Annotated in this window: 13 protein-coding genes; 2 read left to right on the top strand and 11 right to left on the bottom strand. The window is 46.7% G+C overall.

Features of this window, described 5'->3' with window-relative positions; all coding sequences use genetic code 11:
- The first annotated feature begins 360 nt into the window (after positions 1–360).
- Both V6669_RS23340 and V6669_RS23345 read left to right on the top strand, forming a co-directional pair.
- Positions 361–1101 carry a response regulator gene (locus tag V6669_RS23340; protein WP_338588294.1) on the top strand — a complete coding sequence of 247 codons (741 nt, stop codon included), beginning with the start codon at positions 361–363 and terminating at the stop codon, positions 1099–1101.
- A gap of 3 nt (positions 1102–1104) precedes the next feature.
- On the top strand, positions 1105–2877 hold the full coding sequence (locus V6669_RS23345) for a histidine kinase (protein WP_338588295.1): 1773 nt from the start codon (positions 1105–1107) through the stop codon (positions 2875–2877).
- 142 nt (positions 2878–3019) lie between these two features.
- Here V6669_RS23345 and V6669_RS23350 read toward each other — a convergent pair whose 3' ends face one another.
- The 11 genes from V6669_RS23350 to V6669_RS23400 all read right to left on the bottom strand — a co-directional run bounded on the left by V6669_RS23350 (position 3020) and on the right by V6669_RS23400 (position 23733).
- The gene (locus tag V6669_RS23350) at positions 3020–3649 is read right to left on the bottom strand and encodes a 50S ribosomal protein L25 (RefSeq protein ID WP_076212356.1); all 630 of its coding nucleotides are present in this window, start codon (positions 3647–3649) and stop codon (positions 3020–3022) included.
- A 280-nt stretch (positions 3650–3929) separates the two neighbouring features.
- The gene (pulA, locus tag V6669_RS23355; protein WP_338588296.1) at positions 3930–6806 is read right to left on the bottom strand and encodes a type I pullulanase; all 2877 of its coding nucleotides are present in this window, start codon (positions 6804–6806) and stop codon (positions 3930–3932) included.
- A gap of 479 nt (positions 6807–7285) precedes the next feature.
- Entirely contained in the window at positions 7286–9334 is a 2049-nt protein-coding gene (gene pulA, locus V6669_RS23360) for a type I pullulanase (protein WP_338588297.1), read from the bottom strand.
- A gap of 171 nt (positions 9335–9505) precedes the next feature.
- Positions 9506–12799, bottom strand: coding sequence for a DUF5704 domain-containing protein (locus V6669_RS23365; RefSeq protein ID WP_338588298.1), 3294 nt, complete (start codon positions 12797–12799; stop codon positions 9506–9508).
- Positions 12800–13196: 397 nt separating this feature from the next.
- Positions 13197–14465, bottom strand: a complete 1269-nt coding sequence (locus tag V6669_RS23370) for an S-layer homology domain-containing protein (protein ID WP_338588299.1) — start codon at positions 14463–14465, stop codon at positions 13197–13199.
- 346 nt (positions 14466–14811) lie between these two features.
- Entirely contained in the window at positions 14812–16323 is a 1512-nt protein-coding gene (locus tag V6669_RS23375) for an extracellular solute-binding protein (RefSeq protein ID WP_338588300.1), read from the bottom strand.
- 221 nt (positions 16324–16544) lie between these two features.
- A complete protein-coding gene (locus tag V6669_RS23380; protein WP_338588301.1) occupies positions 16545–17657 on the bottom strand; it encodes a glycoside hydrolase family 88 protein in 1113 nt (370 codons plus the stop codon).
- A gap of 24 nt (positions 17658–17681) precedes the next feature.
- A complete protein-coding gene (locus V6669_RS23385) occupies positions 17682–19181 on the bottom strand; it encodes an extracellular solute-binding protein (RefSeq protein WP_338588302.1) in 1500 nt (499 codons plus the stop codon).
- 61 nt (positions 19182–19242) lie between these two features.
- Positions 19243–20115 carry a carbohydrate ABC transporter permease gene (locus V6669_RS23390; RefSeq protein ID WP_062835838.1) on the bottom strand — a complete coding sequence of 291 codons (873 nt, stop codon included), beginning with the start codon at positions 20113–20115 and terminating at the stop codon, positions 19243–19245.
- Between the two features lie 45 nt (positions 20116–20160).
- Positions 20161–21114, bottom strand: a complete 954-nt coding sequence (locus V6669_RS23395) for a sugar ABC transporter permease (RefSeq protein WP_017686861.1) — start codon at positions 21112–21114, stop codon at positions 20161–20163.
- Positions 21115–21396: 282 nt separating this feature from the next.
- A complete protein-coding gene (locus tag V6669_RS23400) occupies positions 21397–23733 on the bottom strand; it encodes a helix-turn-helix domain-containing protein (protein WP_338588303.1) in 2337 nt (778 codons plus the stop codon).
- Positions 23734–23741 lie beyond the last annotated feature (8 nt).

Consider the following 23741-nt stretch of genomic DNA (forward strand, 5'->3'; position numbering starts at 1 on the left):
CCTCAATATTTGGTATGCCACTAACCAGTTTTTATGTTATGTTTGTTGACATTTAAAAAACATCCTATTATGAAGGCACCTGTGAAATCCCACACTTTTTTCTCTTTTTTCTTGGGGAAAACTACATATTTTTCATAGGACACTTATGCTATATTTCAAATATAAGATTCATTTTCTTGCGAGCGCCCCCTAACATTTCAATCATGTCTCTCTTCTTGTAACTTTATTTAACGTCAATATGACGATTAATTAAAGACACTTTACATTAGCTTTTGGAATCATTTCTTGGCATCCATGCCTCCGTAAGACCAGAAAGGTATCAAATTTTAAGAATTAATAAAAAAGAAGGGAGTGTGGGCCGTGTACAATCTTCTAATCACCGATGACGAGAGCGAAATTCGCAACGGTCTAAGTAACTATTTCCCATGGCATGAATTCGGTTATCAAGTTGTCGGGCAAGCGTGCGACGGTGAGGCTGCACTCGCCTTTATCCAGAAGCAGCCTGTGGATGTGCTTCTCTGTGACATCCGCATGCCCTCCTTGTCGGGCATTGATGTAGCAGAACGGCTATACCGACAAGGCTCGGAGGTCAAGGTTGTTCTTCTAAGTGGCTTCAAGGAATTCGAATACGCGCAGTTGGCCGTACAGTATGGAGTCAAGAGATATTTGACAAAACCTACTAAATACACGGAAATCGCCGAAGTGTTCGGACATCTCCGAAGCGAAATGGACAATGCAAAAATGCCTGCCCCTCCCCTCTCTGCATCAACCGCAGAGAGCGGCTTGGCGGACCAGACCATCGAGAAGGTTAAGATTTACTTGCAGGATAACTTGTCCGCCGCCACCCTGGAGAACGCCGCAAAGCATGTTTTTCTTAACCCCTTCTATTTAAGCAAATACTTCAAGACCAAGACCGGTGAGAACTTCTCGGATTATGTGACGAAGCTTCGCATGCAACATGCGGCCGTACTTCTGAAGACTACCTACTGCAAGACGTACGAGATCAGCGAAATCGTCGGGTACAGTAACGCAAAAAATTTCACGCGAATGTTCCGGAGCTTTTTCGGCATGACTCCGAGAGAATATCGGAACGAGGAATAACTTATGATCACGACCACCGTCCGCTTTTTCATCAAGAACCTGTTGACCTTCCTTTTGCCCATGCTGATCCCTCTCCTCGTTCTCGGTGCTCTGTCCGCCTTCCTGATCCAGCAGTACGTCGTTCACGGAATTAACAACAACAACATGAACATGCTTAAACAGACCAAGGAGAACATTGAACTTCTGTTCAATGAACAGAACTCCCTGAACCTGCATATCATCGCCAGCACAACCCAGTTCATGAACCTCAAGGGTATGCTGAACAAGCCCCTGCCATCGGCAGAGGATTACCAACAACTGGCGGTCTTAAAAAATTTTATCGATTCACCCTCCATTGCCAGCCCCTATATTGATTCCATCTATATTTTTCTAAATAACGACAACCAGCGCTACATTTCATCCGTTACCGGAGGCTTCATCGAGCTTGGAGAGGATCCAGACCACTTATGGTACGACAGCTATCTAAAGCATGAGCATCACGAAGCAATCTGGACGGAAAGTCGGGCGGTTCCACGCTATAATCTGAACGAAGAGATTGAATACGCAGATGTCATTACCATGTACCGCAATTTCAAGGTGTCAGATGACACTCGCGGTGTTATCGTCCTTAATATCAAACGGGAGTATATTGAACGCAGATTGAACGATCTCTCTACAGCAAAAGGGCAACTGCTCGCCGTTGTCGATCAACAGGGCTCTGTTATATTCCGCAATAACGCCCAGTACGAGTTAAGTCCCGAGGAATTGGAACAGGTCATTTCAAGTAAAAGCAACTTTATTACGACACAAACTCCGAATGACGAGGCCTTGATCAATATGATTTACTCCAAGACCTATGACTGGGTATTCATCTCTGTCACTCCAAAGCAAACCCTGTACACCGCGCTTAATCGCCTGCTTCGCATCGGGGCTGTGCTGATGATTATGGCGTTGCTCGCAGCGCTTCTGCTAGCCTTTCATTTGACGAAGAAGAATTATTTGGACCTTAAGATCATCATGTCCATTCTCGGCGCAGCAGAACAAGGCAAGCCGCTCCCTTTACACCGCACAAAGGGTAACAACGTTCACAGCCAAATCATCCGCAGTTTGCTTCAAAATTTTATCGAGCACAACTATATGCGCGTTCAACTTTCAGAGAGCCAGTATAAAACGCAAGCCGCCCAGTTCGCCGCCCTACAATCGCAGCTCAACCCTCATTTTCTCTATAATACGCTGGAGACGATACATTGGAAGGCAGCAGGTTATACCGAAGGGCCGAATGAGCTAACGAGCATCGTGGAGCATTTGTCCGATATTCTGCGGTACTCCCTGGACGGGCAAAATGGACTTGTGCCGCTTAACGTGGAAATCGCCAATACGAAGAGCTACACAGCGATCCAGAAAACAAGATATGGGGAGCGATTTTACATTTGGTGGGAGTATGACGCGGAGCTAGAGAAGTACCATGTGCCCAAGCTGATCTTCCAGCCACTGATCGAGAACAGCCTACAGCATGGCTTGAGTCGTTCGGATCAGAAGCTGGCAGTCAAGATCAAGATTCAGCGTTGTGGCAATTCCCTCCGCTTGGCCATCATTGACAACGGCAACGGTATATCGGAGGAGCGAATGGTCGAGCTTCGCACGAGGTTGTTTAGTGATTCGACGGATGCAAACCACATCGGCCTTATTAATACACAGAGAAGAATTCAGCTTGCTTACGGTCATAAAAGTGAGCTTCGCATCAAGAGCAAGCCCGGCTGGGGAACGCTAATTGACATTACGCTTCCAATCAGTTAGTTCGTGGATTGGTGGCTGGGGTGTTACAATATTTTTCACATATTTTTCACTTCCAGATGTTTGTCCAGGAAATATAAAAAGCCCAGTCACTAGGACTGGGCTTCGGCTAAGCATGGGATCTGATGAGATCCCTGAGCTTCGCTTATTCTTCTGTAGCTTTTTCTTCAGCTGCCGGTTCAGCTTCCTCAGCAGAAGCTGTTGGCTCTTCCTCAGCCGCTTGTGGCGGCATGACGGACGCAATGATGGACTCAGGTGATGTTATGAGTGTCAAACCTTTATCCAGTTTAATATCCGCAGCAGTCAAGCGATCACCAATATCCAATCCGCTCACATCCACCTCAATGGACGTTGGCAGATCCGCAGGCAATCCTTCTACTTCCAATTGTGTTTCTTGTGTCTGGAATACACCGCCAGCTTTTGAGCCAGCCGCTGTACCCTGGAAGTCGATCGATACACTTACGCTGATCGGCTTGTTCTTGGAAATTTGCAGGAAGTCTACATGCAGCAAACGTCCGTTACGCTCTTGCTGATCCTTGATCAGCACCGGAACCGTTTTACCGCCCTCAACATTCAGGTTGAACATTTCGGAGCGGCCTGTGCGTGCCACTTTCAGCATTTCTTTTTCATCTACATGTATTGAAGCACCTTCAAGTCCCGGGCCGTAAACGACTGCGGGAACTCGTCCGCCTTGTCTTAACAGGCGCAGTGCTGCACCTTTCTTTTCCGTTCTTGGCGTTGCTGTAAGTTGAGCCATTTTTCCGTTGGATTTCATGATTGAACATCCTCCTTCAAGGGATCACTACATTATATTTGTTGGAAAGCGCTAAAGCGTCGCTTATAGACCATAATGGTCTTTTTTCCTTTGGCCGAATCGTGGGCCATATCTATATTTACCCCAATGTTAGAGGATCTCAAACACGAAACAGGACAATTCTTTATTTTTTGGCAAGTTATGCGGCTTATAATCAGACCAAAAAAGCAGTCGGAATCTCTTCCAACTGCTGATTTAACAAGGTTTTGACGAACTACGTTCGACGTTATAAATTAAGAAACTATGCGCTATCACGATCCTCTGTTTTTTCGCTTTCACGAATGATCTGCATCTCGTCTGATCCGCTACGGACAATAATGTGCACATCCCCATCTTCAGGTACAATGTCCACGTAACGGTCTCCGCACGTATCTTTAGCTTCCCATTCGTTCAATCGAATGATCAATCCCAGGTGATGCAGACCCGGAGCAACGCGGAAGCGGGCTTCGGCGGCATTTCCGACTTGTTCCAGCCGTACTGCTCCGTCCTCCATACCTGTGCCCCATACCCAGACATCCCAACCTTCATAATGCTGGTCTTCCCGTTCGTATCGAAGCGTGACGGTTCGCGAAATCTGTTTATGAATCGTCACGGCAAGCGTTGCTCGGATTCCTCCAGCTTCAGCAATAATATGGGTTACTCCAGGTGTCATCGCACGTACGATCCCTGCTGCACTCACCGCTGCAAGTTCTGGATGAGAAGAGCTCCAGCGTATATTCGAATCCTGAAGCGGCTGACCAAATTGATCCAGAACCAAAGCACGGAAGCGACTGATTCGAGTCATGTACATGACTGGTTCGCCCACAATTTCGATTCGTTCAGCATGACGATAATCCACTTGTAACATACAGCTGGCCGTTATGTCCCCACAGTGGACTGTAATCGAAGCTTCCCCTCGTTCCAGTGCATGGATTGTTCCATCAGGCTGGATCTGAATAATAGCCGGATCAGAAGAAGTCCAGGTAACTGGAGCTTTTTCGACCACATTACCAATGCTGTCCCGTACGATCGCTCGCAGTTGAGTGGTCTCCTGTGGACTATATACCTGACGAGGAAAACTAATCTCCACTGTTGATGGTTCAGCGCCTCCAGCATGCTCTGTGTCATACAGTACCATTAAGGACCATCGTTCTACCTGAACAGTACCACGAACAGTCTCGATCAAGTCTGTGCCTGCCTGATGATCATTGACTACGACATGCCAGTCCCCTTCACCCAGGTCGACATGCTGTTGGTGCTCCGTTCCGTTATAGATGACCATAATCTGATTCCAAGTGTCCTGATTCGCACCATCATGAAGTATAAAGGCAACTACATTGCCATCCGCACGAATAACACGAAGGTGATTTCGAACCTGTTCAGCATCAATCATACGAAAAGCGGGATGTGTGCGCCGCAAATGAATAAGACCACGATAGTAGTCGAACACTGGTCTGAACCGTGATTTGTTGGCCCATGTGATAGCGTTCACCGCGTCCCCGCTCCGATAACTGTTATGATCACCGGCTTTGGATCTGAGCATCTCATCCCCTGAATGCAGAAACGGAATTCCCTGAGAAGTAAGTAGAATCCCGGAAGACAGTAAAGAGCGACGAACCATCTCATGATTCAAAACATCATCTGCATCCACATACCGATAAGGATCTGCTGCTTTTACAGCGGACTCAGCACTCCCACCACCTACGGGCTGTCCGTCCTTCCATACGGGAAATCCTAATTCATGTCTAAGGTTCATTGTTGTTGCAATTTTGTCCCACAGATTAAGATTGTCATGGGCAGTTACATAATTGACAACTTCTACAGGTGAAGATGTGAAATCATCCAGTGCTCCGGCTAATCCTCTAATAAGCTCATATTCCTGCCCTCCGGCACCCGTGACAAATCCTCTGCCGCTGCCATCACTATCGCCCTTGATTGCACTGCGAAAGTGATCATTAAATACTGCAAACCCCTGACCTCGCTGGGTTCCTTTTAAGGTTTTACGGTCCAAAGGTGAATCTCCACCCATCCAGGGTTCCCCATAGATCAGAAACGCCGGATCGATCTGCTCCCTCAATTCGCGTGTCAATTCATTCATCGTTTCCGTATCAATCAGGGCCATGAGGTCAAATCGAAATCCGTCCACATGATATTCTTCTGCCCAATATCGGAGAGAATCCAAAATATATTTTCGCACCATTGGACGTTCTGTCGCCAATTCATTGCCTACACCAGAACCATTACTGAGGGTGCCATCCTCCCGATAACGGTAATAATAACCTGGTACAATCCGTTCAAAAGGTCCCTCTTCGACACTATACGTGTGATTATAGACAACATCAAGTACAACGCGAATGCCTTGTCTGTGCAGCGATTGAACGAGTGATTTGAGCTCCCGAATTCGAACTGTAGGATCACGAGGATCTGTCGCATACGAACCTTCGGGAACGTTATAATGCTGGGGATCATACCCCCAGTTGTATGGTGCTCTGACATTTGAACCCACATCTGCTGTAGCGAGTTCATTCACCGTCTGATAATCTGCCACAGGCAGAAGATGTACATGAGTGACTCCCAGTTCGGCAAGATGGTCTACCCCAATGCTATTGCCAGCTCTATCCGTCAGTCCAGATGCCGTGAATGCCAGATATTTTCCCTTATACGGAATATCTGCATGTGGATCCGAGGAGAAATCACGGACATGCAACTCATATAACACGGCATCGACAGGACGCAGAAAAGCAGGTTTGACATCCTGGTCCCAATCAACCGGATTGGTGGTCTCCGGATCTATAATAGCCGTTCGTTGCCCATTAGCCGTTACCGCTCTGGCATAAGGATCAACAACCACTTCAATCCGCTGCTCATCATGGATAATGCGGTACATATAATAATGTCCTGCCCAATCGCCGCTGAGCTTCAGACTCCATATTCCGTCCGCATCGCGCGTCAGAGTATGTTCCTGCCCATTTTCATGATCTTGTACTTTACCAGTATCGTTGTAATGCCCTTCATCGTCAAAAATCAATATATAAACCTGTTGTGCCGTAGGTGCCCACAATTTAAAAGTACTTGCAGCACGAGTATATGTTAAGCCAAGATCGTTGCCTTCGTAACGAAAAGAAGTCCATTCCGGCATCGTTCCCACCGCCTTTATATCCATTGTTTTCGTGTTGTCCCGATGTTACGGAGCGGGACGTGATTTGTCAACCCGGGGTTGTCTGTACTCATCATATCGGTCCAATTTGCGTATTCAATTAGCAATCGCTTTCAAAATATAGATATGAAAACAAGCGCCATAGATTGACAGCATTTGTACCTGTCCTGACAAAAAAAGTTTGAAATATACAAGAATATAATGCAGGATGTCATTGGGTTGAGATTAAAAATGCCCAACTGATGCACAACATAAAGAAGGTCGATATATGACGATGTATAGTCCTGAGACCAAGCCAATGGCTCTGATGCATCAACAAATCCTCCTTTCTTACGGGAAAGGAGGATTTATTTTATCTCAATTTATTTGATTAGATTTGATTGGAATCTTGACCGTGGCCTTGTTAGCCATTTTACTAATGGTTTGTTGGGCCCTTCAATTCTTGGCAAGCATTGCGTTCATTAGGAATTGGAATACATCACCGTAAGGGATATCGCATTCACATGTACCTGACCATCCTGTATGGTGCGTATCGTATTAACGCCTGCTTGTCCTTTTTCTACAATCACATTCCATGTACCTGTGGGAACAGCGATGTCACGGTTTTCTTTTGCCGCGTTATAGATGACAACAATGCGTTCCCATGAATCGCTGGCTGCTGTACCGTTCAGTTCATAGGCTAGCAACCCATTGCCTTTTTTTATCAGACGAACATACTTCTCGATCTCTTCCCGTGTACGAAGCCGAAAGGCTGGATGTTCTCGCCGAAGACGGATCAGCCCACGATAATAATCAAATACCGGCTTGAACAGCTTCTTCTGCTCCCAATGTATGGCATTGACTACGTCTCCACTCTGGTGGCTGTTGGCGTCCCCATATTTGCTGCGAAGCAGCTCATCTCCAGCCGCGATCAGGGGAACACCCTGGGAGGTTAGAACGATACCATTGGCAAGCAGACAACGCCTAACGGTCTCATTCTCCAGAATGTGTTCCGAATCGATCTGCAGGTAAGGCTTAGCCTTCTCTACTGCCTCTTCCACACTCTGGCATCCACGAATACTTCCATCCTCGTCATAGGTGAGGAAATTCAAGGTATCGTGGAGTCCTTGTGTACGTGCGACTTTGTCCCACAGGTTGAGATTATCATGCACTGTTACATAGTTAATCGTCTCGGATGGACCATCCGTAAAATCCTGAATGGCTCCCCGGACGCCAGTCCACAAATCGTCTTCTTTCCCGTCCGCGCCCGTCGCAAATCCCGTACCCACACCATCGCTGTCTCCCTTGATCACTCCGCGGAAATTATCGTTAAACACAGCAAACCCTGTTCCGCGCTGCGTTCCTTTTAGAGTCATATCATCACCAAGCGGCGAATCCAGTGCGCCCCATGGTTCACCATATAACAATATGGAAGGTGACACTTCGGTGTGCAATTCCGCTGCAAGCTGTTTCATCGTAGTTGTGTCGATCAGGCCCATCAGATCAAATCGAAAACCGTCCACATGGTACTCCTCTGCCCAGTAACGGACAGAGTCGATGATAAACTTACGAACCATGGTGCGTTCAGTAGCCACTTCATTACCCGTACCTGAACCATTGCTATAGGTCCCATCGGCGTTTTGTCGATAGTAGTACCCGGGTACCAATTTTTCAAAAGAGCTGCCTGCCGTATCAAACGTATGATTATATACCACATCCATAATGACACCTATTCCCTTGTTATGAAGGGCAAGCACCATTGATTTGAACTCACGGATTCGTGTCTCCGGATCATCTACACGTGATGCATAGGAACCTTCGGGGACATTGTAATGAAGTGGATCATATCCCCAGTTATAGTTGGAGGCATCAGACGTATCACCATCCACCCTGGATTCATCCACCGTCGCAAAATCAAATACAGGCAGCAGATGCACATGGGTAATCCCGAGTTCGACCAAATGATCGATCCCCAGTGTGTCGCCCTCCGAATCACGCAGACCCGTCTCGGTGAAAGCCATGTATTTGCCTTTATTCGTTATACCCGATGATGGGTGAATGGAAAAATCACGTACATGCAGTTCGTACAGGACTGCATCTACAGGACTGGTCAATTCCGGACGAATATCCTCACTCCATCCCTTCGGATGTGTCTGCTCCAGTCTTACAATTACACCCATTTCTCCATTCATGGTCACTGCTCGTGCGTAAGGATCTACAGCATGGGTTGAATGTCCATCTTCGAAAGTAGGCTTGTACATGTAACGGTAGCTACTTAAATCGCCCTCCAGTTCCAGAACCCAGACGCCTTGTTCTTTCTTTTGCATAGGTAACGCCTGCTGTTTCCGTTGATTGGGCTCTTCCTCCGGGGTCCCCCCTGTCAAAGGTGGATACAGAAGTAGTTCCATCTGAACTGCTAACGGTGACCAGACTTTGAAGCGACAGGCTTGTGCTTCTAATGTGACACCCAGATCTCTTCCTTCGTATGTATCTTCTGAAATCAACATATCCTGCTTATTCTCTTCAATCATATGTGTGGTTCCCCTCTCGTTGAGAAAATTAATGAATATGGATGGAACGAATGCTCCTTACCCTTTATACCCGTTCTGCTGCCCAGCCATAATCCAAATTACACAAAAGAAGACAAACGTCATGTAGATTCACATTACGCCTGCCTTCTTTATAAGTAAAACGATATCTCTCTAATGTGGTACCTGGGATTGGAAATCATTACGGCTGGATTGATCGGCATGGTACAAAACCACGTCCCCATCTTGCATCGACCAGCTTCTCCCCTGACCATCTACCGGGCTGTTATCAAAACCTTCCATTTCCCATTGATTCATCAACGGTGCATGAATATATTGCAGATGTGGTGCACTCGTATTGCCACTGCGCAATGTTTCGATATTGAAGTTAACCACAATGTAACCGCCCCTCAGAAATACCGTCGCCTTCTCATCCAACCGGTTTTGTCTGGCAAGCGACTCGAGATCGGTTCCTTTGGGCACTGCATATACATCTGCTGGCAAGCTATATTCCCCATACCAGTGCTGAATCGCTGCATTCGCCCGATCCACATTAACACTGGAGGGAATATCTGTTTTTGGGCCAATGAGTGTGCGGATCTGTGAAGGAAGAATCATCCAGTCATAATGACCTACCCACGTTTTATGATGAGAGGTCTGATCCACATAACGAACCATATGTTCCGCCATTGTACCCTGATTGCGTTCCTCCTCCGACAGTTCATAAGTATACTGGTAGCGCGCAGTATCACCTAACTCCATACCGGGTACATTCCGCAACCGTGAGTTCAGGACAACAAAGCGTTTTTCTAAATCTTGTGCCGATCCGATACGAATGAGTCGTTCCTGTCCCCGATGGTAGTATAAATCCACTTCTTGTCGGGTGGTGCCATCTTTACTCACAAATGAGAACGTCGGCGTGATTCGGATACCATCCTGTTTTCCAAACATATTGCCCTTGGTCTTCAGATCAAACTTGAAATGGTACCCCGTCTTCACCACTGCATTTCGGAAACCCTGTACCGGATGACTGCCGGGACCAATAGGCAGGACATAGGGAGCCAAATTACCTCGGGGATCTCCGTCAATACCGTTTCCTCCGGTCCAATAGCTCACACCCGTTGGTTCCGGGCTGCCCATCCGCTTGCGGAACACATTCTCCCAGTTGTAGTCTGAAATATCGGTAATGTGAAAATCATACAATCGTCCGATAACCTCTACAGCAACGGTATCTGCTGCGACATGATGGGTCAGATTCGTATTGGCATCCTGTTGTTCTGTGAAGTTTGCCGGTGCATTTTCGGCGATATTACGAAACTCGATCTGGTAATTTCCTTCATCTACCCATACAGGAAGATAAAAAGGGGTGTCCAACTGATTTACCGGAATATCCACCCATGTCATGGCCGGAATAAACTGACTTCTGGCACCGTTATAAACATCGAATGGGAAACGAACCTGTTTGATCCGGAAATATTTCGCATAATCATGGTTTCCATAACCTGGGTAACTCGCTACATCCAGATGCTGCCCTGAAGTTGGGATTCGTACAATAAACGGACGCTCTAAAATAAGTGCAGCTCTGGTCGGATCAGGCGTAGTCTTCTGATTATGCGGCTGATCATCTGACACCCAGGCGTAGTTCACAACTGGAGTATGTACTGTCACCGAGTTGATGCCCAGAATAGGGAACTTCTGATCCTGCCCTCCGTTAACATTGCCAGGGAGCAGTCCATACGTAATCTCACCCGTGGTCGGCTGGTTAGCTTTGTTCAACAATGTGTTTTTGATCGTCAGACGGTTCTGGTACAGAACATCGTCTCCGATCATGCCAGGCTGCGGGATCGTCCCAGGTCTTGGAGCTGTTTTCTCCACAGGAGCAGGATCCATAATTGTCGCTCCATTAAAGGTTACCTTGTCGTTATTAACGGTGCTCTCTCTAACCTCCGCTTCAGCTTCAGATTGAAACAATGACGTTTCATCTGGCGTAGAGGGTTCAGTAGAACCACCCGGAACCCCTTTGATGCCAAGATCAATTTCTCGACATGGCGCAGGTTTCACATGATTGGTAACCGCAGTATCCATAGCCGATTGCAAAGTCGGTGCTGTATATGCATTGGGCGTCAGGGTCACGGTGTCACCATAACCGCCTAGCGCATAGTTAGATACCTTGGCCTCATTTAACTTGTATACCTCCAGGTTATCGATCTGCCAATAGCTATATGTCCTTGTTACTTGCATGGTTTTATCCCCAGGCACATCACGTTCTCTCGGCTGAGGAGGTGTTCCTGGATCCCCCTCACCACTAGATGCTCTTCCCGGGATCGTCCAGGTTTTATGATAAACCCTTTTCACTTTAACGGTGTAAGTCACCGTTCCTGTCATGTTAACCCAACGGTGCTGAAACAGATATTCCTTGGCCAAGACATTGGCATAAAGATCTTCCGAAGTCGGAATACCATGGGTAACATCGAACTTCTCAGATTCCCGCTCGTCTGCCTTCAACACTCCCCGAACAGACGGGTCCATAACCGATGCTTCAATAACCGTGCCTCTACTCGGTGGGCTGATGGTTACAGGGCAAGCGTTTGCAGGGTCACCCCCCGGATCGCCATCATTACCACCTTCTCCATTACCCGTGCAGTCCTTCACCTCAAGCACCTGAGTTCCTTGTTCATCCAGTTGCTGGGCTGAATCAAGAAAATGGGCTTTGATGGTAGTACTACCCACGATACCTTTTGTCGTGATTTTGCCATCAGCACCAATCGTGGCTATAGTCGGATTCGAGCTCTGCCACGTCAATTTGGGATGAGCCGTCAGTTTATGAACAGAGCGATCCGGTTTGGTTAAAACTGCTTCTGCCTGTAGAGGTGTCGTATTGGCCTTACAAGCATTCGGCAGATTCACAACAAGTCCTGGCTCAGACGTGACTGATATGGTGGCGGTATCCGAGATCAGATATGTACCATTGTTCCAGATCGCACGCACAGTGACCGTGCCTGGACTTTCGGCTGTTAACATCCCTGTTTTGAGCTCTATACTTGCAATCGTCTCGTCAGAAGAAAACCATTTGATCTCTGCCTCTCTTCGCGATACGTCGATGCCCCCATTAAAATCTGTTTCGCCATAATGTCTTGTGCTAACTTCGGCTTTCATCTGCTTTGTTTGTCCAATAGTCATAACCGAATCCGGTGTTACATCGATCTCCTTCTCTTCAACCAGATCACCTTCCCAGATGATATCCATTGGTGTATGGTAGGCTACCACTTGCTTGAGACAACCTTGATTTGTTCTACCACCGTTCTCATAATCATTCCACTCCGTTACTTGGTGTGAACCTCCTGTTTTGGTAATGATTTTTACTATGGTACTACCTTCTCTTATAACCGTAGTACCAACCCCAGTATAGAATAACTGCTTATTGCTTGTTTGATAATCTACACTCTTAATCCGAATGTTTTCTACCATTCGCTGTGTAATTCTTTGGGATTGGAACTCTGGCCATTGTTCAGCTGGCCATCTGGAAAAATCAACTTCGTTAGGTATATCCCTCTCAGCTGGGTATGGTTTAGAACATGAATTAGCATTAAGGTTCTCCGAGAGAGTTGGTCCAGAAGTATGGTCTGCCCTGAAATTACCATTATCAAGTTGATACCAGTAAACACCTGGATTCGCTATTCTTTTTTCAGATTGTACAGTATTAGATATTTTTTGCTTTTTAGGTCCATACGAATCTGAACTTGAAGCTACAATTGAGGATGTGAAATGAAAAAATAGCATATAAATAAGAAAAATTGAGATAAAAATTAAGGATTTCTTCTCAACATGGGCACACAAAAATATCTCCACCACCATTAAGTTTGATTTACATATTCTGAATTTTTAGTATATTTTCACTTTTTTGATTAAAGGAATATGCTCCATTTTCACCATCTAAAACGGATGTAATCCAAAATCTCTTCTTCACATCTTTTTTTATCAAATCCCTTGAACTTTCTGGAATAGTAACTAGGCCATTCTTGGATGCTTGCTTAAGGTCCAATCGATTAAACTGTAAAAAACCATTGTATAAGCCTCCATTAAATGTGATTAGATTGGATTTCTCAATTTTTGATGTAAAAGATATATCTGCAAAAGCCATGTAATTACCTTTGAAAAGGTGTGTTTCTGAACCAATAAATAATGGTGCATAGATACCTTTTGCTTTACCCTCGGTAACATCCACGACGATATATCTATGGAGTGTAACTACACCAGATTTATTGGATAAATTAATTTCTTCTTTTGATATATCACTTACTTTGACTGAGTTCTTAGTATAAAAATAATTGCTAATCGTCGTTAAATTCGTACCCGTCGTGCCGACCTCTCTCATTTCATTCAGGTCACTATACTTCCCGGCATCCGTGCCCTCCACATCCATATATCGCAGCAAAATGGCCGATACTTCTGCACGAGTGGTGGAATCCGCTGGTTTTAATGTGCCATCCTGAAATCCACCCACAATACCTGTACCACGAACTAGGGCAAGATAAGGAATCTGCTCGGCACGAATAGTGCCCCGGTTCACTTCCGGTGTAGGAAGGAGCGTGTTTTTTGTATCGTTAAAAGCATCCTGGAAGCTGCTCCCGGACTTCATCAATCCATTGGCAATCCACTTCATCATCTCGTAACGTGTCAGCTCCGCATTCGGATTGAACCCTTTCGCGTAATCGCCTGCATTAATGAATCCTTGTCCAACAAGTTGGTTAACCGCCGCTTCAGACCAATGGCCCTTGAGATCAGCAAAGGGATTCTGCCCCTCTACCTTCTCCAGTCCAGTCGCGCGAGCGAGTATTGTCGCATATTCCCCACGCGTGATTTTGCCATTGGGACGAAACGTTCCGTCCTGGTAACCAGAGATCAGATTTTTTTCATAAGCTTTGGCAATCGTCGCTTGAGCCCAGTGGCCCTTGATATCCTTGAACTTGCTAAGGGCAGTGTCACTTGTTCCCGATGCAGCCTTCGCTGTTGACGTCAAATGTACGGGGCCAATCGGTAATAGTGTTGCTGCCAATACAGCTGCCGTTACCAACCCGACGATCCAACCGTTCCGTTTTTTCTTCTTCTCGTGTCCTTCAATCTGCTTCTTCAATCTACTCACGCTCCTATGTACCTTAGTATGGGGATGCTTTACTTGGTCAACCTAGTCACTTCTCTTCATAACCAAAACCTAAATTTGTCATAATAATCAATATTCTACCATGTCGTACTAGGCTATTGGTATTATTTTTCGTCCATCCCCATCACTTCAAGGCGTGCGCCCCTCCTTCCATAGACCCACTTCATTCGCCTAAAACACAAAAAAAGGCCATGAATCCGCAGATTCATAGCCTTATGCTTTAAGGGTGTGGTCTTTCTTATGATATTGGAAAAATGAACTCACTCATAGAATAAACCATATCATTCCATTTGATCAACCTTTTTTATTTCACCCGGCTTTATTTTCCGTTCAATTCCTTATAGGATGCTTCCAATTCCGTGATCAGTTGATCACCACCGGCTTTTCTCCAGCTTGCGATTTCCTGCTCCCAACCTGCGTCATCGATTTTACCCATAATGTACTTGGTCTGCGCATCCCAGATCATCTGGTCCAGCTCCTGACCACGCTCGGTATAGATCACCGAAGATAATGTAAGTGCCGGATTGGCAATGGCGTACTGCTCATTCTCACGCGCCATCTTTGTACCTTTCATACCAATTGGAACATCAACCAGTTCAGGTACATTATAACCCTCAATGCTTAACAAATTATCCCGATATGGCTTCACTTCACGCTGATAAGCGTCAAAATCTTTGAGTTCGGTTTTCCCATCCGCAGTTTTGGTGTAGTGCACATCGAGCAATCCACGGAGCTGCAACGTGCTTAATTCCTCATCCATCAACTGGTCCAGGAACGTGAGAACTTGTTTCAATTGCTCCTCATCCGTAACGGATGCCTTCGGGATGACCAGCATTCCATAGTTTCCTGGCTCTCCGGCGATACGAATACCATCGGTTCCTTGGAACGGAGCCACATCAATCTCTCCGTCCGGAGCATTAGGCGTAAGCCGTTGCTGAGAGGACTTTCCGTTCTGGGCCACACCATTCAGCTTCATGCCAACCAGGCCCGAATCCATTTTTTTGTCCGCATCAGAAGGATCCAGCGCAGGGAAGTCACTATTAATCAGTCCCTCGCTGAACAGTCGCTTGAACAGTTTCATCGTATCCACATATTCGGTGGTCAGGAACTCCGGAGTCAATTTCCCGGCATCGTCCACACCCCATTTGTTAACGCCGCCAATACTTACAGCGATCCGCGTCAGTGGGGATGAGACACCCTCATTATACTTTTTGAAGAGCAGTGCACCGTACGTATCTTCCTTACCATTCCCGTCAGGGTCATCTTTACGAATAGAGCGCATCACTTCATACCAGTCATCCAGCGTTTTGGGTATATCCAGCTTCAACGTATCAAACCAGTCCTTGCGATACACGATCGCAGTCCGTCCAATATCCCGGAAGTTCGGAATACCGTAGACCTTGCCTTCAATTTTGATATTGTTAAAATAAGCTTCGGATTGGGCAGAAAGGTTTTTATAATCCTTCAAGTATGGCCCCAGTTCCCAGAACAGTCCCGTTTTGGCGGCATTAAATGTTGTCGGTACATAATTCACACGCATAATGGTCGGCATCTCGCCTGAAGCAACCATAACATTCACCTTATCATCAAAAGCAGACTGCGGAATCCACTGTACATTGACATCCGTATTTGTATATTCCTCAATCTTCTTTTCAATCCCGTTCTCCTTGGCCGGTATATCTCCTACCTGCATTAAAGAGATGGAAATGGGAAGTTTACCTTCCCCTGCAGCAGGTGCTTTTTCTCCCCCGCAACCTGCAAGCAATCCAGCGGACATTGCACCAATTACAACGATTCCGCCTAAACGGGACATTGGACCTTTTGGACTCATGAACCATCTCTCCTTTTGGATAAGGTTATGTACACAGACCACTCCGATGACAGAACAACCTTCAGATCGCTGTTATCCCCAGATTTTTTGATTCCCTTCTATACAAAGGGGAAAATCCGGGGATAAGCCTATGCTTCCGATGCAGCTTTCTTTCAGAAAGCTTTTAGGCGAACGCTTCGCTTCCTCAGATTATTTCTGTCCTCTCCGTTCTCATGTACATGTTAGTTGGACTTGTAAAGTTCAATCTCCACCCCTGCCAAAATGAACGGAGCGACCGACTTCGGATCATTGATCCTAATGGACTCGGTCACATAATACTCATAGGACCCGTCACGATACGGGCTTCCTCCGAGACCAGCTCCGCCATTACACTGTGTCAAGGACAGCACGCCTTCACGGTCCGTTTGCAGCAGATGTTGAAGCAGACCCTGATAACCTTTTTCCGCAACCGCTTTGAACTTGCCACTCAGATATCCTTTACGTACACCTTTGGCCAATGCATAGACAAACATCGAGGTCCCGGAAGCCTCCAGATAATTCCGCTCACGTCCCGGTTGATCCAGCAAATGTGGCCATAATCCAGTCTGTTGATCCTGCACATGCACAAGTGCATTTGCTACACGTTCGAAGATACCCACAATCTGCCCGCGCTGCGGATGATCTACGGGGAGGTGATCCAATGTATCCACAACCGCCATCACATACCAGCCCATCGCCCGGCTCCAGACATGTGGAGAACATCCGGTCTCTCCCGAACTCCAGCGCTGCTCTTTGCTCTCATCCCAGGCATGATACAAGAGACCGCTACGCGGATCACGTGTACGTTGCTCCACCAGCAGGAGTTGCAGAGCCGCCTTGTCAAACCACTTCTCTTCACACGTCACTGCGCCATATTGGGTCAGATACGGAGTAGCCATGTACAATCCATCCAGCCACATCTGGAAAGGGTAAATCTTTTTGTGCCAGAACCCGCCTTCACTCGTATGTGGCTGTCCCTTGAGCTGAGTCATCAGCAAATCCGCAGCTTTGCGATACTTTTCTTCTCCCGTTTTCTCATGCAGCAGGAACAACGATTTACCCTGATTGATCTGATCCAGATTATATTCCTCAACCGTATAGGATCGAATGGAGCCATCTTCCTGAACGAAATGATCCATCAGCTCACGGATATAGTCAAAATACTTCTGCTCCCCCGTGTGCGTATACAGCTCCTCCAGTGCTTTCAGCAGGCAGCCATTCTCATAATGCCAAGTGGAGTACAGCTCATGGTTGCGATAACTTTCCATGAACTGCTGTGCCATGCGCACCGATGTGAATTGAAGTGTTTCCTTCATGATCAAGCCTCCGCTTCCGGCTCTTTATTGAGCCTGTTTTTTATAATCTTCGGCATATTCCTCACGAATCTTGTTTCCACCAGCATTGCCCCAATTCTCGATTTCCTTTTCCCAGCCACTTTGATCGATCTTGCCCATAATGTATTTGGTTTGTGCATCGGCAATCACCTGATCCAGGTCTGCCCCGCGGTCACCATAGGTTGGAGAATATAACGTCAGCGCAGGGTTTGGCACAGCATGCTCCGCCAGTTCCTTGGCAAGTGCCGTACCTTTTTCACCCAGTTCGGTATCCTTCAACTTCGGTACGTTATATCCTTCGACATAAGGCAGGTTGTCACGGTAAGGCTTCACTTCACGCTGGAATGCATCGAAGTCACTCATCTCCACCTGATCTTCGCCCACTTTGGTGTAATGTTTGTCTTCCATACCACGCATCAACAGGGTCGCCATCTCAGGGTCCATCAGTTTATCCAGGAAGGAGAGCAGGTTTTTGAGTTCTTCTTCCGATTTCACCGTTGACTTAGGGAATGCCAGAATGCCGGAGTTACCCGTCTGTCCTGCAACACGATCTCCGTTCGCCCCAAGCAAACCAGCGATGTCTACCACACCATCCGGATTGTTTTTGGACAAACGCTCTTGCTGACTTTTTCCGTTCTGAGCAACACCAACACGGATACCGACAACACCGGAATCATACTTTTTCTCCGCTTCCGTAGAGTCGAATACGGCAAAGTCTTGATTTAGCAATTTCTCATCGTACAAACGTTTCAGCAGATCCAGCACCTGCATATATTCTGGTGTCATGAATTCCGGCGTGAAACTACCATCATCCTCGACCTTCCACTTGTTAGGAGCACCAAAACTTACGCCAAGGCGCGTTGTGAAGGAGTATTGGTCCTCATTATATTTTTTGAAAAGCATCAGCCCAAACGTATTATCCTGACCGTCGCCATCCGGATCGGAGGTTGCCAGTGCTTTGATCGTTTCATACCATTCATCCGGTGTGGTTGGCACCTTAAGATTCAACTTCTCGAACCAGTCCTTGCGATAGATCACTGTAGCCCGCGCAATATCGGAGAATACAGGAACTCCGTAGATTTTGCCCTCTACCTTGATGTTGTCAAAAAAACGCTCGTTCTGTGCCGACAGATTTTTGTAGTCTTTCAGCAAAGGCCCCACTTCCCAGAACACGTCATTACGCATCGCGCTGGTCACGGTCGGGTTATACTGCACTTTCACAATTTTCGGCATATCGCTTGAAGCGATCATTACGTTAATTTTGTCATTATAGGCCGAAGCCGGAATCCACTGGATATCCAGTTTGGTATTGGTATACGCTTCAATCTTTTGCTGAACTTCATTGCCTTTGCTTGGCACATCACCCACCTGAGCAATGGCTATCGACACATTTTGTACGCCGCCCTCGGCAGCCTGACCCTCGTCTGATCCGCATCCTGCCAGCAAACCTGTCACCAATGCCAGTGTGCTCAAGACAGCTACGGCTTTCTTTTTTGTTGCTTTCATAACATGAAAACCTCCCTTTTTTATACAGTCATAGTGAACTGACTTCGAACCATGTGCCGACTCAACCTTTCACCGAACCCAGCATCACTCCTTTTGCAAAGTGCTTTTGCAGGAATGGATACACCAGCATAATCGGGATTGTGGAGAATACGATAACCGCCATGCGAATGGTAAGCGGCTGGATCTCGGTCTCTTCAATACTTGTGTCTCCGATTCGGCTCTGTGCCAGAATGACAATCTCACGCAGCCAGACTTGGACAGGCCACTTCTCACTATCGTTGATATAGATAACAGCGCTGAAGAAACTGTTCCAGTGGGCCACCGCGTAAAAGAGTGAAAATGTCGCCATGGCTGGCATGGACAACGGCAGTACAATCCGGAACAATACGCTGACATCGTTACATCCATCAATTTTGGCTGCATCCTCCAGTTCGTCGGGAATAGCCTGGAAGAAGTTTTTCAGTACAATCAAGTTAAATGCACTAATAGCGGTAGGCAGCATCAGCGACCACAACGTATCCGTCAGATGCAAAGATTTCACGACAAAGTATGTTGGAATCATCCCGCCACTGAAGAGCATCGTGAACAATACACCGAGCAAAATGGGCTGGCGTCCACGCAGATATCTTCTGGAGAGCGGATATGCCATAAGTGACGTAAACAGCAGGTTAATAAAGGTACCAATCACCGTAATATAGACCGATACACCCAGACTGCGAATCAAGGTATCTGTAGAGAAAATGTAACGGTATGCGGCCAGAGAGAACTCTTTTGGAAAAAGAATGAATCCTCCCTTAGCCACTTCATGCGGACTGGTAAATGAGACAGCCAAAATATAAATGAACGGGATGACCGTTACGATACCAATCAACAGCAGCAAGCCGTGATTCACAAAATCAAAGATCCGGTTGCCCCACGTTTTATCCTGTTGCATCTTAATGTTCACTCCTGTCTGGTGAAGAACGTCTTCTCCCGAGGGTTAGTAGACGCCTTCCTCCCCGAATTTTTTGGCCAGCGTATTGGCACCAAGGACAAGCGCCAGTCCGACAACCGATTTGAACAACCCGACAGCAGCACTATAACTGTACTGTGCCTGTGTAAGACCCTTCGTGTACACGTAGGTATCAAATACCTCGCCCACATCCCGGTTTGTCGGAGTCAGCATCAGGAAGATCTGTTCAAAGCCTGTATCCAGGAAGTTGCCCAGACGCAGAATGAGCAAAATGACGATCGTACTACGAATGGCCGGCAGCGTAATGTGCCAGGTTTGGCGCCAACGATTGGCACCATCAATCCGTGCTGCTTCATAGAGCTGTGTATCAACACCGGAAAGTGCTGCAAGGAAGATAATTGTGCCCCAACCAACTTCTTTCCAGATGGATTGTCCAACAATCATCGTACGGAACCATCCGGGTTCAAGCAGGAACGCCACTTTTTGTCCAGTCAGGTTATAGAGCAGTTCATTAATGGCACCGCCCTCGGTTGTGAACAGCATGTAGAATACACCGACAACAACAACCCAGGAAACAAAGTGTGGAACATAGACGAGCGTTTGTACAAATCGTTTGAAGCGTTCACGGCGAACTTCATTCATCATGAGTGCCAGTACAATCGGCAGTGGGAAAAAGAACACAATGTTATAAATGGCTAGCAAAAACGTATTCCGAAATAATGTCCAGAACTGCGGTTCTCCGAAGAAACGCTGGAAATGTTTGAACCCTACCCAGTCACTTCCCAAGATGCCCTTGTAAGGCGTGTAATCCTGAAAAGCCATCGTGATGCCATACATGGGTATGTATTTAAAAATAACAAAGTAAAGCACACCCGGTATTAACATGATATACAGCCACCGGTTTTTGATAATGTCCCTCCACAGCAGGTTTTTGTCACTGCGGGTAGCGGGCCGTGTTCGAGCCGCCGTTTCGGCTTTCATATTGTCTTCCTCCCCACATTGGAAACGATTACAAAATATCACTTCCTGAATTCATGTCTTCATTGTGGAGGATAAACGAATGACTGGCTATCGTCTCGTTTTAGCCTTTTGTTTTTCCTTATGTAGCAAGGCTTTAGCCCATTTCCCTCACAGAATCTAAAGGTGAAATGAACTGCTTTCAACCTCCATATTCCTGTCTTAACTTCATGGAGAAAAGCGGTCTTCTTTCTTCATCTGGACATGAAAAAGCCTGCCTGCCATGGCAGGCAGAGCAGGTTTGTTTTATCGCTGCTGCTCCCGGTACTTGCCGGGGGTTGTTCCTGTGATTTTGCGAAACGTACGGATAAATGCGGTTGGATTGGTATAGTTTAATTTCTCGGCAATCTCTGATATTTTCAGATTTGTTGTTTGCAGCCATGTCTTTGCTTTTTCCATACGATACTCTGCCAGATATTCCGTAAAATTAACTCCCGCTTCCTTCTTGAATACCCGACTTAGGTAGACAGGATGGAAATTAAGCTCTGCAGCACAGGCTTCCAGCGACAATTCACGATCATAACGTTCCTCGATCAAACGAATCATACGTCTCGCAATATTCATGTATTGGGATTCTTCCTGTTCTCGCCAGAAACGGATGACTGGCAGGAACAGCCGCTTGCGGAACCAATTGGTCATTTCGTCCAATGTGGACAACTTCAGCAAATGTGACATGGATGCTTTTTCACCCAGTACTTCGGCTACATCCCCGCCCTGCTCCTGCACAAGCTGATATACACGAGACAATAACTGAACCATAATGACGGGGTATTCACTGAAATGAAGTTTTTTGTCTGCAAGCAGTCCCAAATATTGCTTAAAGTAGGCGTCCGTTTTCTCTTCATCTCCTTGCTTGAGCGCAGAAGCGAGCTGATCCTCGATCATACGTAACTGGGTATACAACGCGGCCTCCATCTGACCACGTGGCTGTATATCCTCGTAATGCAAAATAATACGGCTGCCCAGACTTACCCGGCCCTGCAGAGCCTCTCGGCTCTCTTGAACCGCTCTTGGCGTATCTCCGATACAAGCATAGGAACGGCTGATGCCGATACTTACGGGCAGATTCAGATAAGTCACGACACGTTCCCGAATCCAGTCTGCCTGGGTATGCATCCATTCCTTCAGCTTCACCTCATCCGTCAGTTCGGAGGCAAGAACGGTGACCTGAGCATCATCCAGCATGACCGGAGTGAACCGAACTGCTGAAGGAAGGAGCTCACCTACCATATTGTTGACAGCAAACAGCAACAGATCGCGATCCTGTTCCTCATATCGGGTCCCTTCCAAGGTATCGATCTGGAGCATGAGTACGCTAAGACTCGCCCACCCTGTAGGGAAATCGTACAATTCTCCCTGATATCTGAAATCTTCTTCCGAGATTTTACCTGTTAGCAGTTTGGTCATAAAAAACTCCTGGAGGTGCACATGCTGCCCCTTCATCTGCTCACGCATCGTTTTCTCCGAGCTGAACAAGGTTGACAATTGCTCCTCAATATAGATAAATTCATCCTGACGGCGTCCTGACGGAGCAACTGGGGAATCCAAACCCTTCGTAAATTGCAGCAGTCTGGAGATCGGTGAGTACATCCGCCGACTGCCGTATATGGCGAACAATCCCGTTACACATAACATGACCAGTGTAGCGATACCGGTAACCAGTGCAATTTTCTGTGACTGAGCCGTAATCTGTCCAAGAGATACAACGGACACGTATAACCAGCCATTGAGCGGAGATTGCCTATAACTAACCGCCACTTGATTACCTTCCACCTCCGCACTGAAGAAACCCTCTGGCTGGCCCGTCGTTTGCACCATTTCCTGAATTTCCTTATTCAGTGCATCATATTTCCCGCCTTGCTGCATATCGTTCAGAAAATACTTCTGCTCCCGATCCAGAACGTACATATCTCCAGAATTCGTATTTCTGCTCAAGTAGGTACTCAGTTCCGTATCGGCGATATCAATCACAAGAAATCCCTTTGGTTTCACATTGGTTGGTATCATTGGGATTTTGAATACCATACTGACCACATTATCCGATGATATAAGGGTAGGTGCCTGTTCAGGTGTTAGTTCACCCATGCCAGCTGACACAGGTACACTTTCTTTGCCTGAACTGGCATTCTGAGTGACCCAGAACAGGCTGTTGGTGTAACTTAGGTAGGAGCCAATTCGGTCTCGAATGCTGAAATCATCCAATTTGCCAAAAGAACGCGTCGAAACAACCCAATCTTCATCCAGATTAACCAGATAGGCTTGGTCAATGTTCGTAACCGCTTGCAAGTTGTTAAAACCGGAGGTCAGATCACGAATCTCCTGGAATTCGCTGCTGTCCAACGGTTTCTTCATCGCTTGGAGTACCAGAGGCGAATTGACATACTGGATGGATGATAATTGCAGGCTGCGCAGAACCTGTTCTACCCTCATTTGGGTCTGATGTAATATCTGAAGATTGCTCTCACGCACTTTCTGTTCAATGTCACGTGATGCAATTGTATACGAGACCGAACCAATAACAATGACCGGAAGGGCTCCGAGGATCAGGGTAAAACAGAGCAAACGCAGTAAATACTTAGGCAAGAAGAGCA

It is taken from the genome of Paenibacillus sp. Y5S-9 (assembly GCF_036894235.1).
GTDB lineage: Bacteria > Bacillota > Bacilli > Paenibacillales > Paenibacillaceae > Paenibacillus.